The following is a 15,746-nucleotide window of genomic DNA, read 5'->3' as shown; positions in this document are numbered from 1 at the left end:
TGCGGCTGCGCCGGCAGAAGCGACAGGGGCCGTCTCGTTGAACGAGACGGCCCCGGGAATCACTGGTACAGTACGAAGTCCGTCACCAGCCGGTTGAATTCCTCCGCATGTTCCAGTTGTGCCCAATGCCCGCACCGGTTCAGCAAAACCGCCCGGGAATTCGGAATATTCGCCGCCAGGAAAAGCGTCGATTCGAACGACACGACGCGGTCGTCGCGGCCGTGGATGAGCAGCGACGGCGCGGTGATCCCGGAGACCGCCGCGAGGTCCAGCCAGATCGGGATCGGAGCTTTCGGGGCCGCCGCGGCGATGGCGCGCAAGTGTTCGGGGCGGGCAAGGGCCGCGTCGGAACGTTCCTGGCACAGCTCCGGCGTCGCGAACCGGGCCTTGTCGTAGACCATGATTTCTACCAGGCGACGCATCCCTTCGGGGGTGGCGTCGGAGTAGGTCTCGAACATGATCTTCAGGCCCTCGGTCGGGCCGCCGCCCGCGCCGAACAAGAATGGTTTCATCTGGATCGGCGGGCCCATCGTGATCAGGTGCGACACGCGTTCCGGGCGCTCAACGGCGAGCCGGAGCGACGTGTGGCCGCCCATGGAGTTCCCGACGAAGGCGGCTTTTTCGATGCCCAGCGCGTCCAGGAGCTGGGTCGCGGCTTCGACGTGGTCGAGCGTGGCGAAGTCCGCTCCGTCGGAGTCGCCCCAGCCTGGCATATCGGGGGCGATCACGCGGAAATTGCGGGACAGGGCCTCGATATTCGGCGCGTAATTGCTCCAGCCGGTCGCGCCGGGGCCGCCGCCGTGCAGGAGGACGAGGGGGTGGCCTTCGCCGGTTTCGTGGTAGTGGATTTTCCAGTCGCGGGTTCGCACGTAACGCGAAGTCATCAGAGCGCACCTCCGGCGAGCTGCTCCGCGACGGCTTCCGGCGCGCGGTGGCCCCACCAGTGCAGGTGGTCGAGCGTCCGCACTTCCCAGGTCTCGTCGTCGATAAGCAGGCCGCCCCAGCCGTATTCGACGGAGAAGCCCGACGGGGTCCGGACGTAGAAGCTGAACATGTGGTCGTTCGGGTGCATCCCGAGCGTCATCTCGAACGGCTGCTTCGCGTCGAGGCACCGGTCGTAGGCCAGGCCGACGTCGCGGATGTCGGCGACCTCGATCATGAAATGGTGCGTCCGTTTCGGGTGCGGCATGTCGCCGAACGCGACGGAATGGTGCCGCGGATTGCAATGCAGGAACGCCAGATCCGCGACGACGCCGGGAGCGACCTCCTCGACGATGATGTCGCTGAGCTTGAAGCCGAGCAGTCCCTCGTAAAACGCCAGGTAGGTCTCGCGAGGGATGCCTTTGGCCAGCAGCACCTGATGCCCCGCGCCGCCGGTGCCGGTGACGAAGCCGCCGAGCAGAAGGTCGCTGTGGAACGGGGTTTCGGCGTCGGCCAGGCCGGTGACGAGTTCGAGCACGTTGCCCAGCGGGTCCGTGACGAGCACGATCCGGTCGACCTTCCGCGCGGCGGCCAGCTCGGCGTCGCCTTCGAGCGTCTCGACGCCCGCTTTCCGCAGCTGGGCCACGAGGGAATCCAGCTCAGCCGCGGACGAAACCTCGTAGCCGCTGCGGACCAGGTCGTCGGCGGGGCCTTCGGTGAGGATCCAGCGGTGCGCCTTCTCGTCGGTGCGCAGAGTGAAGCCGTCAGCGGACTTCTCCCCCAGCTGCATGCCGAGCAGGGACACCGCGAAGCGTTCCCATTCGGCGAGGTCGCTGACCTCGTAGACGACGTAGGCAAGCTCTTTCACGGGCATGGAGATTCCTTTCAACGCTGCGAAACGGGGGCGGCGAGGCCGGTCTTGTCGGCCGCCGCGACGAACTTGTCGGGACGCACGGCGATCGCCTGGACGCCGTAGCGGTCGAACCACGGGAGCAACGCGTCCTCGAGGTCCACCAGGTCAGAAGCGGCGCGGGTGTATCCGGTCCGCGGGCGGACGGCGACGTAGGACGCGCCTAGGGCATCCCAGTCCGCCTGCTCCTCGGGCGTGAGCAGGTTCGACGGGTCGAGGTCGTTGCCGAGCAGGATAAAACCCTTGGGCAGCAACGCGTCCAGCCGGTCGATTCGGCCGACGGCGTCGCAGGCGAGCGGCTGCGGGAGGTACCTGCCGACGACGGACGCGTCGCCGGTCTCGCCGCGCAGCCAGCCGCCGGCGAGCGTCGGCGGAGCGTTGAGCGGCGGTTCCCAGGGCGTGACCAGGTTCGGCGGGACGGTGTTCATCGCCTCGATCTCCGCCGGGCTCGCCTCCTGTTTGATCACGCGGCCCAGCGCGACGGCCATCCCGGTGTAGAACTCGGCCGACGGACGGCGCTCGGGCTCGTAGGTGTCGAGCCAGTCCTCGCCCAGTTCGCCGCGGACGATCCCGGCGATCTTCCAGCCCAGGTTGTGCGCGTCGCGCATGCCGGTCTGCATGCCCGCGCCCGCCCAGGGCGGCATCAGGTGCGCGGCGTCTCCGGCGAGGAAAACCCTTCCCTGCCGGTAGGTTTCGGCCATCCGCACGTGGTGGCGATAGAACGCGTACTGGTGGATTTCGACGTCGTCCTCGGTGACGCCCAAGGCGCGCAGCAGCGGCCACACCTCAGCGCCGCTCGGGAAATCCGCCTCGGTTTCAGCGGCTTTGAGCGGGATTTCCCACCGATGGTTGCCCGCCGAGAGCGCGATGTCGACGACCGGGCGTTCGCGGTCGGTCCAAAACGTGAGGAAATCGCGGTCCGGCCACCAGCGCTTGACCCGGCAGTCGACGACGATCCAGAGCGTGTCGCCGGTGTCGCCGTGCATCGGGATGCCGAGCATCTTGCGCACCGGGGACGAGCCGCCGTCGGCCGCGATCGCGTACCGGGTGCGGGTGGCGGTCTCCTCCCCCGTCGCGAGGTCGCGCGCGGTGACGGTCACGCCGCCGGCGTCCTGCTCCACACCGACAACTTCGACGCCGTACCGCACGTCCAGACCGGAGTGCTCCTCGCCGCAGCGACGCAGTTCAGCTTCGAGGGCGGGCTGGTAGATGTTGTAAAACCGCGGCTTGCTTCCTCGGGTGCCGAGCGTGCTCGGCGGATGCTCGACGCGCATCACCTCGCGGCCGTCGTAGGTCACCCAGCGCAGCGCCCGCTGCGGTTCGACGACGCGCTCGACCCGGTCGTCGACGCCGAGGTCCTGCAGGATCCGCATAGTCCAGTCGTTGATCGTGACCGCCCGCGCCCGGGCGTAGACGTCCTGGTCCCGCTCGAACGCGGCCACCCGCGCGCCTTTCGCGGCCAGCGTCAGCGCCCCGGCCAGGCCCGTCGGGCCGTATCCGACGACGGCGACGTCGGCGTCGTAGTGCTCACTCATGTCCCAGGCTCCACAGTTTTGGACCGGTCGTTCGGTTCATTAGTGGCTACGGTCACACCTCGGCCGGGGGTTCGTCAAGCGCGTCGCGCACGATTCCGGTGTGCAGAAAACCGGCGGCCCTATGCTCTCGGCGTGGACACAGCGCGGGCCGGGAACCGGCGGGGACGGCGTTCCCGGGAGGAAATCCTCGACACGGCGTCGCGGATCATGGCCGAACGCGGCTATTCCGCCACGACGATGTCGGTGCTGAGCACCGAGACCGGCCTGCCGAAAAGCGCGATCTACCACCACTTCCAGTCCAAGGGCGGGCTGCTCTCGGCCGTCATGGAACGCGGGGCGTACGAGTTCTTCCGGCACCTGCGCGAGTCGCAGGCGAATCCGCCCGAGGACCTGCCGCCCGCCGAACTGCTCGGCTGGTTCCTGCAGCGCACCGGCGAGGTCTTCGCCGCGAAGCCCGACTTCCTGCGGCTGCACCTGATCCTGCTGATGAGCACCGAGGCGGTCGCGGACGTCGAGGTGAAGGAGATCATCGAACGCGTCCGCGCCGACGGGCGGCGGCACATGCGCCGGATGATCTCCCAGTCGTGGGCCGGCGCCGGCGCCGAAGCGGCGGACAAGGTGGGCGAGGCGCTGGACTACTTCGGCATCGCCGGCTTCGACGGGGCTTTCGTCGCGTGGCAGGCGGAACCGGAACGGTCCATGCGCGACCAGATGGCGCTGCTGACCGAGGCGATGGTCGCGATCGCGGAACGGGTCCTCGCCGAGGGGTAGCCGCACGGCTCGAAAGATCCACAATGGACCGCACCGGACTGCTCCGTTCGTGCCGCGCGCCGTCGACTGGTCACGGCCGCGCCGTTTGCGAGTGATCTCCGCCGGGAATTCGCGGCGCGAGGTGATCGACGTGGTGCGAACCGATTTACCGGCGCGGATGGACCGGCTGCCCTTGTCGTCCTGGCGCTGGCTGATGCTCGTCGGCACCATCGCCTCCGGCCACCACCCGGGAGCGGGCATCATGATCGCCGACCCGCTGCCGGCCAAGGCCGAGGCAGTGGCGAGATGACCGTCCCGGCCCGCCGGATCGCGGGCGCGAACCGCCATCGACGTCGCGAAGCCGCCGACGCGGTGCCCTGGTCGTTGCGAGTCGCGGCGGCGGCCAGTTGGCGGTTCCTCGTCGTGCTGACCATGCTCGGGGTCCTCGCGTGGACGCTCGGCTACCTCGCGAGCGTCACCGTGCCGATCGGAGTCGCGCTTCTCCTGTCGGCGTTGTTCGCGCCGCTGGTGGAGCGGCTCGTGCGCTGGCACGTGCCTCGCGCGCTGGCCACGCTCGTCGCGATCGTCGTCGGGCTCGCCGTGCTCGGCGGGGTGCTTACGCTGGTGATCACCACTGTCACCGCGAGCCTGCCGCAGCTGGGCAGCCAGGTCGGGGCCAGTCTCGGGCGCATCAACAACTGGCTGCAGCACGGCCCGCTGCACCTGCCTCAGCTGCAGCAGCTCCTCGACAAGGCGGTCAACGCGATCCAGGGCAACACCGCCGAGCTCTCCGCCCGCGTGCTCTCCACCGCCGCGACCGTCGGCGGCGTGCTGACCGAGATGCTGCTGACGCTGTTCGTGCTCGTTTTCTTTCTCTACAGCGGCAATCAGGTCTGGCACTTCCTGCTGCGGATCGTGCCCGCCGCCACCCGGGACGAGATCGACGTCGCCGGTCGCCGCGGGTTCGCCTCGCTGGTCAGCTACGTGCGCGCGACCGTGGCGGTGGCCTGCGTGGACGCGGTCTGCATCGGGGTCGGCGTCTGGCTGGTCGGGGTCCCGCTCGCGGTGCCGCTGGCGGCGCTGATCTTCATCGGCGCGTTCGTGCCGATCCTCGGCGCGGTGGTGACCGGCGCGGTCGCGGTGCTGATCGCCCTGGTCGCCGACGGATTCGTCGCGGCGGGCATCGTGCTCGCGATCGTCGTCGCGGTGATGCAGCTGGAAAGCCACGTGCTGCAGCCGTTGCTGCTCGGGCGCGCGGTCCGGCTGCACCCGCTGGCCGTGGTGCTGGGCATCGCGCTCGGGCTGGAGGTCGCCGGGATCGCCGGGGCGCTGCTCGCGGTGCCGATCCTGGCCGTCGCGAAAGCCGCGGTCGGTTCCCTGCTGCGCGACCCGCACCTGGATCCGGGCGACGTCGACCCGCTGCTGCCCGGCAACGCCCGCACCGCCGGACGATCAAGGTTTCGCCCGTCCAGACGCGGGTAACCGCACGTCGGAGGGACTCTGATGACGAGCTTGATCACTGACAACGCCGACGGCGCGACACCGCGGCGGGGACCGCTCAAACGCGGGTTTCCGCTGCCCCGCTCAGCACCGCCGACAGTGTCCTCGACGCTGCACCGGCTTTCTTCGATGGCGTCCTTGCGTGCGTGGGAACAACGTTCGACACCCGCGTTGATGCACCAGGCGATTCTGGACGGCGTGAACGCGCGCCATGCCGCCGAAGCGGCCCACCTGAGCGTCGCCGAGGCGCACGTGCGTTGGAGTGCTTGGGCGGCCAAGAGACTGGCCCCGCAACGTCCCGGGATCGCGGCAGAACTGCCGGTGCAGCAATTTCTCAACGTGCACGCGGCTTTCGCGGCAGCGCTCGATTAGCGCTCAGCTGCGCAGATCCGCTTCCAACGCGGCCGCCGTCGCGCGCAGCGCCGCCACCAGTGTCGGCAGCCGATCCTTCTGGTAGCGCACGCTCGGCATCGACACCGACAACCCGGCGACCACCGTCCCGTCCGCGCCGTGCACCGGGACTCCGACCGCGACCACCCCTCGTTCCGAACGCCCCTGGTTGAGCGCGAAACCGCTGCGCCGCACGCGCGCCAGGTCCGCCCGAAGCTCTGCCGGGTCCGGCCGCTCGCCGGGCTTGTCCACCGCGTACAGCTCCTCGACCTGTTCCGGCGGCAGTTCGGCGAGCAGCAGCAGGCCCGCGGTCGTCTGATGGACCGGAAAGACCATCCCTTCGCGTGAACCGACGCGCAACGCCTGCGAGCACTCCACGCTCGCGATGAACCGAGCCGTGTCCCCCGTCCGGACGGTCAGATTCACCGACTCGTCAAGCAGATCCACCAGCCGCCGCAGATGCGGAAGCGCCGCGGCGCGCAGCTTCGAGGCCGCCGACTGTGAGTGTGCGGCCAGCTCCAGCACCGGGCCTACGCGATAGGCGCGGTTCGCGTCTTGGACGGCGAAATCGCGGTACACGAGCATGGCGAGCAGCCGGTGCGCGGTGGAGGCCGCGACGCCGATCCGCTCGGCCACCTCGGAGACCGTCAACGGGCCTTCGAGCTGCAGCATCGCCGCGATCCGCAGCGCGTTGTCGACGCTCGCCACCGCATACGGCGGCGGTGCCTTGAACCGTTTGTCCATCCGGGCCGCCTTTCCGCACACCAGAATCCCGTTTTCCGCAGACCGGGACGCGCCCACCATAACCCCATGACCAGCACTCCAGCGCGAACTCCCGTTCAGCTCGCCGCGGTCGACGCACCGGACCAGCCCGCGGTCACGCCCGCCCTGCGGAACCTCTACCGCGGCTTCGAACAGGAACTGCTCGTTCCGTTGTGGACGGAGATCGGCGACCTGATGCCCGCCCGCCCGCGCTCGCGGGCGGTGCCGCACCGATGGCAGTGGGAGAACCTGCTCCGGCTCGCCGAGCAGGCCGGCGAGCTCGTGCCGGTCGGGCGCGGCGGGGAACGGCGGGCGATCGCGCTCGCCAACCCGGGGCTCGGAGGCCGTCCGTTCGCGACCCCGACGCTGTGGGCCGCGATCCAGTACCTGATGCCGGGCGAGGACGCGCCGGAGCACCGGCACACGCAGAACGCGTTCCGGTTCGTCGTCGAGGGTTCGGGGGTGTGGACAGTCGTCGGCGGCGACGCGGTCCCGATGCGCCGCGGCGACTTCCTGCCGCAGGCGGGCTGGAACTGGCACGCGCACCACAACGCCACCCGCGAGCCGATGGCCTGGATCGACGGCCTCGACATCCCGTTCCAGTACGGCATCGACGCCCAGTTCTTCGAGTTCGGCCGCGAGACGATCAGCGACGCTGAGCGGACGACGCCGGAGCGGTCCCGATCCGAACGGCTGTGGGCGCATCCGGGTCTCCGGCCGTTGTCCGTCGGCACTGTCGCGCCGGGTTCGCCGCTGCTGGCGTACAAGTGGGAGCACACCGACGCCGCATTGCGCGATCAGCTGCAACTGGAGAAGGAAGGCTACGGCGGAACGGTCGAACCGGGTCACGCGGCGGTCCGGTTTTGCAATCCCCACAACGGTTCCGACGTCCTCCCGACCATCCGCGCCGAGTTCCACCGCGTGGCCCGGGGCGCCGAGACCGCGCCCGTGCGCGAGACCGGCTCGTCGGTCTGCCAGGTCTTCGACGGCTCCGGCACGGTGACCGTCGGCGACACCTCGTGGGCGGTCGCGCGCGGCGATCTGTTCGTCGTCCCGTCGTGGCAGCCGTTCTCGGTGAAGTCGGAGGCCGGTGCCACGGATTCCGACTCCGGTGCCCTCGACCTGTTCCGTTTCTCGGACGCGCCCGTCTTCGAGGCGCTCCACCTCAACCGTCAGGAGACCATCCGATGAAGCTCGCCACCCTCCGCGTCGACGGCGGCACGCGCGCCGTCCGCCTCGACGGCAACGTGCTCGTCGACCTCGGCTACCCCGACCTCGGCGCGTTGTTCGCCCAGGACGGCTGGGAAGCGCGCGCCGCACAGGCGACCGGCGAGACCTGGCCCGCCGACGGAGCGGACCTCGCCCCGGTCGTGCCCAATCCGTCCAAAGTGGTCTGTGTCGGGCACAACTACACCAACCACATCAAGGAAATGGGCCGCGAGCTGCCCGCGTACCCGACGCTGTTCCCCAAGTTCGCGGACACCCTGACCGGCCCGGCCGACCCGATCGGCAAACCGCCCGAGACCGACGCGCTCGACTGGGAGGTCGAACTCGTCGTGGTGGTCGGCAAGACCGTCCGGCGTGCGAGCGAGGACGAGGCCGCGGCCGCCATCGCCGGGTTCACCGTCATGAACGACGTCTCGGTCCGCGACTGGCAATTCCGCACCATCGAGTGGACGCAGGGCAAGATCTGGCAGTCCTCGACGCCGGTCGGCCCGTACGTCGTCACGCCGGACGAGGTCGGCGGCGTCCGTCCCGCGCTCGAGGTGAAGACCACTGTGGACGGTCGCGTCATGCAGCAGGACGACACCGGCACGCTGCTGTTCGACCCGGTGCACCTGGTGCGGTACATCTCCACGATCGTCCAGCTCAACCCGGGCGACCTGATCGCGACCGGGACTCCGGCGGGCGTCGGCCACGCGCGCGACCCGAAGGTCTATCTCACCGGCGGCGAAACCGTCGTCACCGAGGTCGCCGGGATCGGCGCGTGCGTGAACCAGATCGTGAAGGAATCCTGATGGCGCCCCAGGATTCGCGCGGCTGGGTCGCGTTCGGGACCGAGCTTTTCCTGACGCACGCGACAGAACGGTCCGAGCCGAGCGCGCTGCCCGGCTGGACCCGCAAGCACCTCGCCGCCCATGTCGCCGCCAACGCCGACGCCCTCGGCAACCTCGTGCACTGGGCCCGGACCGGCGAACGCACCCCGATGTACGCCTCGATGGACCAGCGCAACGCCGATATCGCGACAGGCTCCCAGCTGTCCGAAGCCCGGCTCACGTCTTGGCTGCAGGGCTCGGCTCGTTCCCTGGCATCCGGGATGGCGGCGCTGACCCCGTCACAGTGGCAAGCCGAAGTGGTCACCGCACAGGGCCGGACGGTTCCCGCCACCGAGATCACGTGGCTGCGGGCGCGCGAGGTCTGCGTGCACGCGGTCGATCTCGGCACCGGATTGACCTTCGCCGACCTGCCGGAGGCGTTCCTGTCCGCGCTGGTCGCCGAAATCCGGGCCAAGCGCGGTCTCGACGCGGTGCCGGACGGGCCGCTGCCCGACGTCGCGGCGTACCTCGCCGGACGTCCGCATTCGCTCACTGGGGTCCCCGACCTCGGCCCCTGGTTGTGAGGAGAGCCCATGGACACCCCTGACGTGCTCGTCGTCGGCGGCGGGATCGGCGGGCTGAGCACCGCGTTCGCGCTGTCCCGGCTCGGCCTGCGGGTCCGGGTCCTGGAGCAGGCGAAGGAATTCGACGAGGTCGGCGCCGGCATCCAGCTCGCCCCCAACTGCACCCGGATCCTCGACGCCTACGGCCTGCTGGACACCGCGAAGGCGCGCGGCGTCGTCCCGGACCGGATGGTGATGCGCGACGCCGTCGACGGCCGCGACCTGACCGCGCTCGACCTGCGCGACCTCGAACGGCGCTACGGCTTCCCGTACCTGGTCATCCACCGCAGCGACCTGCACCGGCTGTTCCTCGACGCCTGCCGCGACGCCGGCGTCGAACTCCTTACCGAGCAACGGATCGTGTCCTACACCCACGACCCCGCGACCGCGGTGACCGACGACGGCACCGTCCACACCGCACCAGTCGTGATCGCCGCCGACGGCCTGCACTCCGCGGCGCGGAAGCATTTCGCGGACGACCAGCCGGTTTCGTCGGCGTACGTCGCTTACCGGGGCACCGTGCCGATCGCCGAGGTCGGCCGCCCGGTCGATCTGTCCGAGGTCGTCGTGTACGTCGGCCCGCGCTGCCACTTTGTCCACTATGGACTCCGTGGCGGCGATTTGCTCAATCAGGTAGCCGTTTTCGAATCCCCGAAGGCCGTGGCCGGGCTGGAGGACTGGGGCACGCCGGACGAGCTGGACACCGCCTTCGCCGCCACCTGCGACGAGGTGCGGGCCGGGATCCCGCGGATGTGGCGGGACAAATGGTGGCGCATGTTCGACCGCAACCCGATCTCCACCTGGGTCGACGGCAGGCTGGCCTTGCTCGGCGACGCCGCGCACCCGCCCCTGCAATACCTCGCCCAGGGCGCGATCATGGCCATCGAAGACGGCTGGGTCCTGGCCGAACACGCGAAGCGGTTGGGCACCGGGAATTGGGACGGCGCACTGGCCGCATACGAGGCAGTCCGGACGGAACACTGCCGCCGAGTCGTGCTCACCGCCCGTGCCTGGGGAAACCTGTGGCACCTTGACGGCGTCGAGCGGGAACAGCGCAACGTCCTGCTGCGTGACCGCGCGATCGACGACTACGCGTTCACGGACTGGTTGTACGGCCCGACCGCGCTGTTCCCGGAGGACGAACCGGCGATGTTCGAGCCGGTGCCGCTCTCCGGCCGCGTCTCCGGGCGCGCGGGAGACCTGCGCCGAGCAACAAGCGCGACTAGCTGACGTAGCGCGGCGGCAAAGCAGAAGCCGGGGCGGGACAACCACCTCCGGCCTGTCAAGCGGGCGCGTCTCCCGTCGACCGTTCGCGTCGATAGGCGCGGATGCGCAACGGGTCGGGGTGGTCGGGCCCGAACACCCGCAGCCGCTCGGCGAGCGCCTCCTCGTATACGGCCGCCGCGCCAGCGCGGTCCCGGGCGCGTTCCTGCCAGTAGGCGAGGCAGCAGCGGGCGGTCAGGGCGTCCGGATGGTCGGGCCCCAGCACCCGCACCTCATCGGCGAGCAACTCCTCGAAGGCGGCCGCCGCACCCGCGGCGTCACCGGCGTGTCCACGCCAGTACGCGAGGTAATGGCGGATGGTCAACGTGTCGGGATGGTCGGGCCCCAGCACCCGCAACTCGTCAGCGAGCAGCTCCTCGTACGCGGCCGCCGCACCGGTGGGGTCGCCGGCATGTCCGTGCCAGTAGGCGAGGTAGTGGCGGGTGGTCAGGGTGTTGGGGTGGTCGGCGCCCATCACCCGTAGGTAGTCGGCGAGCACCTCTTCCATCGCCGCCGTCGCGCCGACGGGGTCGCCGGCGTGTCCACGCCACCGGGCGAGGTTGGCGCGCGTGTTCAGAGTGTTGGGGTGGTCCGGACCCAGCACCCGCACCAAATCCGGGAGCAGTTCCTCGTACGCGGCGGTCGCGCCCGCGGCGTCCCCGGCCTTCCCGCGGATGGTGGCGAGGTTGTTGCGGGCGGTCAGAGTGTCGGGGTGGTCAGGACCCAGCGCCCGCAGCTCGTCGGCGAGCAGTTCCTCGTACGCGGCCGCCCCGCCGGGGAGGTCGCCGAAGTGTCCGCGCCAGTAGGCGAGGTAGTCGCGGATGATCAGGGTATCGGGGTGGTCGCGGCCCAGCACGCGCAGGTAGTCGGCGAGCAGCGCTTCGAACGCGGTGACCGCTCCCGTGGGGTCCCCGGCGTATCCGCGCCACAGGGCGACGTTCGTGCGAGCGAGCAGGGTGTCGGGGTGGTCGCGGCCCAGGCGTTCGGTCGCCGTGGTGTGCAGTCGGTGCAAGTAGTCGCGAGTTTGGGCGAGCGCGCCGCTTTCCCGCAGGCTGCGCCCGGCGCGAAACAGCACCGGGTGGGCGTCGGGCTCCCACAAATGCTGGCTCCCGGCCTCGGCCAAGGCGTCGAGGTTGCCCCGCAACACCTGCCCCACGGCGGTTTTGCCGTCGATGTCCGGCCACACCCGCGACACGGCGTCCGCGGCCACCCGCACCGTCACCGCGAGCCGATCAGGCGGCAGGCTGTCGCGGGTGGCGCGCTGCACCAGGGCATGCACCCGCACCCTCCGGCTCCGCGAATCTGGATCCAGCGTGATCAGGCTCAGCCGCTGCAGACATCCCAACCCGTCCACCGCGTCCTCCCCGGACACCTCCCGGCGGGCGGCCGCGGCGAGCAACGCGAGCACCTCGGGTGCGGTGAACACCCCGCACGGGATGCCGTTGGCGTCCAGCACACTGGCCACGGCCAGCAACGGACCCGCCAGCCCGGCCGGGGCCAGCCGGTCGGCCCGCTCGAACGACAGCGACCACGTCACCGCCACTGTCGCCCGATGTTCGTCCGGCAGGCCCTCGCCCTCGGGCACCAGCGTCGCCAACCGGCGCCGGCGATCAGCCAGCCGCCCTCGATACGCCGCGCACGTCAGGTTCCGGTCCAGCATGTACGCGGCGGCCTGGGCCAACGCCAACGGCAAATACCCCAGCTCCCGAGCCAATCCCGCGACCCCGTCGCTGTCGCCGCCGAGCAACTGCGGCTGCCCGGCCAGCGCGCCCCGCAGGTAGCCGTCGGCTTCCTCCGGGGTGAACACGCCGACCTCGATCACTCGACGTGCCGGGCCGCGCAGCGCGGCGTCATGGCGCCGGGTGGTCACCACTACCCGGCCGCCCGCGGTGGCCGGCGGCCACAATCCCCGCAGATCTCCGGGAGATTGCACGTCGTCGATGACCACCAGCCATCGCGCCGTCGTCGTGGCCAGCCATTCCAGCAGCCGCTGCGCACCGTGTTCGGGGTCGTGGTCCTCGATGCCGGTCAAATCGGCGGCCAGGCGGGCGTAGCCGGACACGATCGCCTCCCGCGACCCCGCTCCCCACACCCATACGTCCACCTCGCCCGCCGCCCACAACCGCTCGGCGTAGTCCAGCACGAGCTGGGTCTTGCCCACCCCGCCCAACCCGGAAACCACACACGCCCGCACCGGCCCGTCCGCGCACGGCACAGCCGCGCCGCCGCGATCCAGCATCTCCGCCAACAGCGGCGAATACACCCGATGCTGGAACGCCACCGCGCGCGGCGGAGCGATCCCGGCCCGATACGGCAACGCGACCGCTTGCCTGGACGGCCCGTGCAGATGCACCCCGCCCTCGACCGTGCCTGCCTGCACCACGCCCCCGGACACCGCACCCCGCACGACATTGCGCGCGCTCCCCGCATGACGCTCAGGCCCCTGGCTCACCCGCCGATTATCTCGGCGGCTCGTCGGCCATCCGGCGACAGCGACCCGATCGGAGCAGCCGCCCGGCGTTGCTGCCGCGGCGACGCGCTTCGTCATTAGCGTCGAGCAGCACCTGGTCCACCGCGCGGATGTACCCGGTCAGACCAGCTTCCCCGCCAGCCGCCGGCAGCCCTCCACCAGCGCGACCGCGTGTTCGTCCCGCTGGGCTTTCGTCATCCGCGCGGTCGGGGCCGCGACGCTCAGCCCGCCCAGCAGCGGACCGTCCGGGCGGGCGACCGCGCAGCCGATCGAGCTGACGCCGTCCTCGCTTTCGCCCGCGTTGAGGGCGTAACCGCGCCGCCGGATCCGTTCGATCTCCGCCAGCAGCGCGCTGCGGCTCGTCATGGTCTTCGTGGTGACCTGGCCGAGCACGTCGTCCGGGTAGCGCTGCGCGATCTGGTCGTCCGGCAGGTGCGCCAGCATCGCCTTGCCGAGGCTCGTCGCGTGCGCGGGCAAGGTGCGCCCTACCCGGCCGGACACCCGCAGCGCCCGGTCGCTCTCGATCACGTCGAGAAAGCGCACCTGATTGCCTTCCAGAGAACCGAGATGCACGGTCTCGCCGGTGGTCTCGGACAGCCACTGCAGCACCGGCCGCGCGACCGCGCGCAGGTCCATCTGGTTCACCACCGACAGCCCGATCTCGACCAGCGCGGGCCCGGCGCGATAGACGCGGCTGGCCGGATCCTGGTCGACGAACCCGTGGTGGACCAGCATCGCCATCAGCCGGTGCGCGGTCGACTGGCCCACGCCCAACGCGTCCCTCGCGTCGGACAGCCGGAGTTCTCGCGTGGCGCTGAACATCCGGAGCAGCCGCAGCGCGCGGTCCACGGATTCGATCGGGTACTGGGGAGCGGGCCGCGCGGGACCGGCCTCGGCAGCGGATGTCTGCATAGCAGACATGGTATCTGGACCAGGTCGTTTACGGTGGTTTTCCAGGACAAGAGTTGGACCAGTTTCTTGAGAACAGAATTGAAGTCCGCAGGCTAGACTTCGCGCCGGGTCGCGGGGTTAGCATGAGCCGACGGCACGCGGGGCTCCAGGTCCCCGCGGGACTCAGGAAGCGCAGGAGCGACGATGCTCGAAGCACATTCCGGCCCGGGAATCCCGACCCGGGCCGCCGAACTTCTCGACCGCGAGTGGCGCCTGCTCATCGACGGCAAGCTCGTCCCGGCGCGGTCCGGCGCCACGTTCTCCCGGGTGTCCCCCTACACCGGCACCGTGATCGCCGAGGTTCCCGACGCGGGCCCCGACGACGTCGACGAGGCCGTACGCGCGGCGGCCGACGCCCGGGCGGTCTGGCGAGACACCCTGCCCGTAGAGCGGGCGAAGCTGGTGGCCGAATTGGCCGACGCGATCGAGCGCCACGGCGAAGAACTGGCTCTGCTCGACACGGTGGACGCCGGTTCGCCGATCTCGAACTCGCGCCTCGACGTCGGGGTGACGGTGGCGCAGCTGCGCATGTTCGCCGGGCAGGCACTCGAACTCAAAGGCACCACGATCCCCGCCAGCACCGCCCTGCACGTGACCACGCGCGAGCCGGTCGGCGTTGTCGCGAGGATCGTGCCCTACAACCATCCGCTGATGTTCGCGGGCAAGATCGCCGCCCCGCTGGTCGCGGGCAATCCGACGATCCTGAAGCCGCCGGAGGCCGCGCCGCTGTCCGCGCTGCGGCTGGCCGAACTGGCGAAGGACATCTTCCCGCCCGGTGTGCTCTCGGTGGTCGTCGGCGACGGACCGGCGGTGCCCGATGCGCTGGTGCGGCACCGCCAAGTGCGGCGGATCGGGTTCATCGGCTCCGAACCCACTGGGCGCGCCATCCAGCGCGCGGCGGCCGAGAGCGGCGTCAAGGACGTCAGCCTCGAACTCGGCGGCAAGAACGCAATGGTGGTGTTCCCGGACGCGGATCTCGAAGCCGCGGCCGCCGGCGCCGTGTTCGGCATGAACTTCACGTGGTCCGGCCAGTCCTGCGGGTCGAACTCGCGGCTCCTTGTGCACCAGGACGTCCACGACGCGCTCGTCGCCCGCGTGGTCGAGCTGATCGAGGCGCGCCGGATCGGCGATCCGTTCGATGAGCGCACCGAACAGGGCACGATGATCAACCGGGCGCAGTACGAGAAGTCGTTGTCCTACATCGACATCGCGGTCTCCGAAGGCGCGCGGGTCGCCACCGGCGGCGGTCGTCCGGCGGGCGTGGACGAGGGGCTTTTCGTGGCCCCGACGGTGTTCACCGGCGTGCGCCCGGACATGCGGATCGCCCGCGAGGAGGTGTTCGGGCCGCTGCTGTCAGTTATCCCGTTCGCCGACGAGGAGGAAGCGATCCGCATCGCCAACAGCGTCGACTACGGCCTCACCGCGAGCGTCTGGACCGCCGACGTCACGCGTGCGCACCGCGTCGCCCGCGCGTTCGAGGCCGGGTTCGTCTGGATCAACGGCTCGTCCCGGCATTTCCCCAACGTGCCCTTCGGCGGCGTCAAGGGATCCGGCGTCGGCCGCGAGGAAAGCCTCGAAGAACTTCTCAGCTACACCGAAACCAAATCCATCAACGTCATGTTCTGACGATCCGAA

15 protein-coding genes are annotated in these 15,746 nt (G+C 70.4%); 9 read left to right on the top strand and 6 right to left on the bottom strand.

Going from position 1 to position 15,746, the window contains the following annotated elements:
* Positions 1–59: 59 nt before the first annotated feature.
* Genes ABD156_RS18785 through ABD156_RS18775 form a run of 3 tightly spaced genes read right to left on the bottom strand, consistent with a single transcriptional unit; the run spans position 60 to position 3,366 of the window.
* Positions 60–884, bottom strand: a complete 825-nt coding sequence (locus ABD156_RS18785) for an alpha/beta fold hydrolase (RefSeq protein ID WP_344274742.1) — start codon at positions 882–884, stop codon at positions 60–62.
* The gene (locus ABD156_RS18780) at positions 884–1,795 is read right to left on the bottom strand and encodes a VOC family protein (RefSeq protein ID WP_344274740.1); all 912 of its coding nucleotides are present in this window, start codon (positions 1,793–1,795) and stop codon (positions 884–886) included. The genes ABD156_RS18785 and ABD156_RS18780 overlap by 1 nt, the downstream gene beginning before the upstream one ends.
* Positions 1,796–1,806: 11 nt before the next feature.
* Positions 1,807–3,366 (bottom strand): FAD-dependent monooxygenase, encoded by a 1,560-nt coding sequence (locus ABD156_RS18775; RefSeq protein ID WP_344274737.1) that lies wholly within the window; start codon positions 3,364–3,366, stop codon positions 1,807–1,809.
* Positions 3,367–3,498: 132 nt separating this feature from the next.
* On the opposite strand from ABD156_RS18775, the gene ABD156_RS18770 reads away from it, so the two are divergent.
* The 4 genes from ABD156_RS18770 (at position 3,499) to ABD156_RS18755 (ending at position 5,988) form a co-directional block, all read left to right on the top strand.
* The gene (locus ABD156_RS18770) at positions 3,499–4,137 is read left to right on the top strand and encodes a TetR/AcrR family transcriptional regulator (RefSeq protein ID WP_344274734.1); all 639 of its coding nucleotides are present in this window, start codon (positions 3,499–3,501) and stop codon (positions 4,135–4,137) included.
* 130 nt (positions 4,138–4,267) lie between these two features.
* On the top strand, positions 4,268–4,426 hold the full coding sequence (locus ABD156_RS18765) for a hypothetical protein (RefSeq protein WP_344274731.1): 159 nt from the start codon (positions 4,268–4,270) through the stop codon (positions 4,424–4,426).
* Positions 4,423–5,598 (top strand): AI-2E family transporter, encoded by a 1,176-nt coding sequence (locus tag ABD156_RS18760; protein WP_344274728.1) that lies wholly within the window; start codon positions 4,423–4,425, stop codon positions 5,596–5,598. Before ABD156_RS18765 ends, ABD156_RS18760 begins: the two co-directional genes overlap by 4 nt.
* Positions 5,599–5,619: 21 nt before the next feature.
* Complete coding sequence (locus tag ABD156_RS18755) at positions 5,620–5,988, top strand: hypothetical protein (protein WP_344274724.1); 369 nt, start codon at positions 5,620–5,622, stop codon at positions 5,986–5,988.
* A 3-nt stretch (positions 5,989–5,991) separates the two neighbouring features.
* Here the strand turns inward: ABD156_RS18755 and ABD156_RS18750 are convergent, their stop codons facing one another.
* Positions 5,992–6,750 carry an IclR family transcriptional regulator gene (locus ABD156_RS18750; RefSeq protein WP_344274721.1) on the bottom strand — a complete coding sequence of 253 codons (759 nt, stop codon included), beginning with the start codon at positions 6,748–6,750 and terminating at the stop codon, positions 5,992–5,994.
* 66 nt (positions 6,751–6,816) lie between these two features.
* Between ABD156_RS18750 and ABD156_RS18745 the strand changes: the two genes are divergently transcribed.
* The 4 genes from ABD156_RS18745 to ABD156_RS18730 are packed head-to-tail and all read left to right on the top strand — an operon-like array spanning position 6,817 to position 10,657.
* Complete coding sequence (locus tag ABD156_RS18745; protein WP_344274718.1) at positions 6,817–7,959, top strand: cupin domain-containing protein; 1,143 nt, start codon at positions 6,817–6,819, stop codon at positions 7,957–7,959.
* Positions 7,956–8,786: a fumarylacetoacetate hydrolase family protein gene (locus tag ABD156_RS18740; protein WP_344274714.1), complete on the top strand. Its 831-nt coding sequence runs from the start codon at positions 7,956–7,958 to the stop codon at positions 8,784–8,786. The genes ABD156_RS18745 and ABD156_RS18740 overlap by 4 nt, the downstream gene beginning before the upstream one ends.
* Positions 8,786–9,388 (top strand): maleylpyruvate isomerase family mycothiol-dependent enzyme, encoded by a 603-nt coding sequence (locus ABD156_RS18735; RefSeq protein ID WP_344274711.1) that lies wholly within the window; start codon positions 8,786–8,788, stop codon positions 9,386–9,388. Before ABD156_RS18740 ends, ABD156_RS18735 begins: the two co-directional genes overlap by 1 nt.
* 9 nt (positions 9,389–9,397) lie before the next feature.
* Positions 9,398–10,657, top strand: coding sequence for an FAD-dependent oxidoreductase (locus ABD156_RS18730; protein ID WP_344274708.1), 1,260 nt, complete (start codon positions 9,398–9,400; stop codon positions 10,655–10,657).
* Positions 10,658–10,709: 52 nt separating this feature from the next.
* Here the strand turns inward: ABD156_RS18730 and fxsT are convergent, their stop codons facing one another.
* The gene (gene fxsT, locus ABD156_RS18725; RefSeq protein WP_344274705.1) at positions 10,710–13,142 is read right to left on the bottom strand and encodes an FxSxx-COOH system tetratricopeptide repeat protein; all 2,433 of its coding nucleotides are present in this window, start codon (positions 13,140–13,142) and stop codon (positions 10,710–10,712) included.
* 138 nt (positions 13,143–13,280) lie between these two features.
* Positions 13,281–14,072: an IclR family transcriptional regulator gene (locus ABD156_RS18720; protein WP_344274702.1), complete on the bottom strand. Its 792-nt coding sequence runs from the start codon at positions 14,070–14,072 to the stop codon at positions 13,281–13,283.
* A 183-nt stretch (positions 14,073–14,255) separates the two neighbouring features.
* On the opposite strand from ABD156_RS18720, the gene ABD156_RS18715 reads away from it, so the two are divergent.
* On the top strand, positions 14,256–15,737 hold the full coding sequence (locus tag ABD156_RS18715; protein WP_344274698.1) for an aldehyde dehydrogenase family protein: 1,482 nt from the start codon (positions 14,256–14,258) through the stop codon (positions 15,735–15,737).
* Positions 15,738–15,746: the final 9 nt, after the last annotated feature.

The sequence above is a fragment of the Amycolatopsis albidoflavus genome (assembly GCF_039525725.1).
Classification (GTDB): Bacteria; Actinomycetota; Actinomycetes; order Mycobacteriales; family Pseudonocardiaceae; genus Amycolatopsis; species Amycolatopsis albidoflava.
This window is presented reverse-complemented; position numbering and strand designations above follow the sequence as displayed.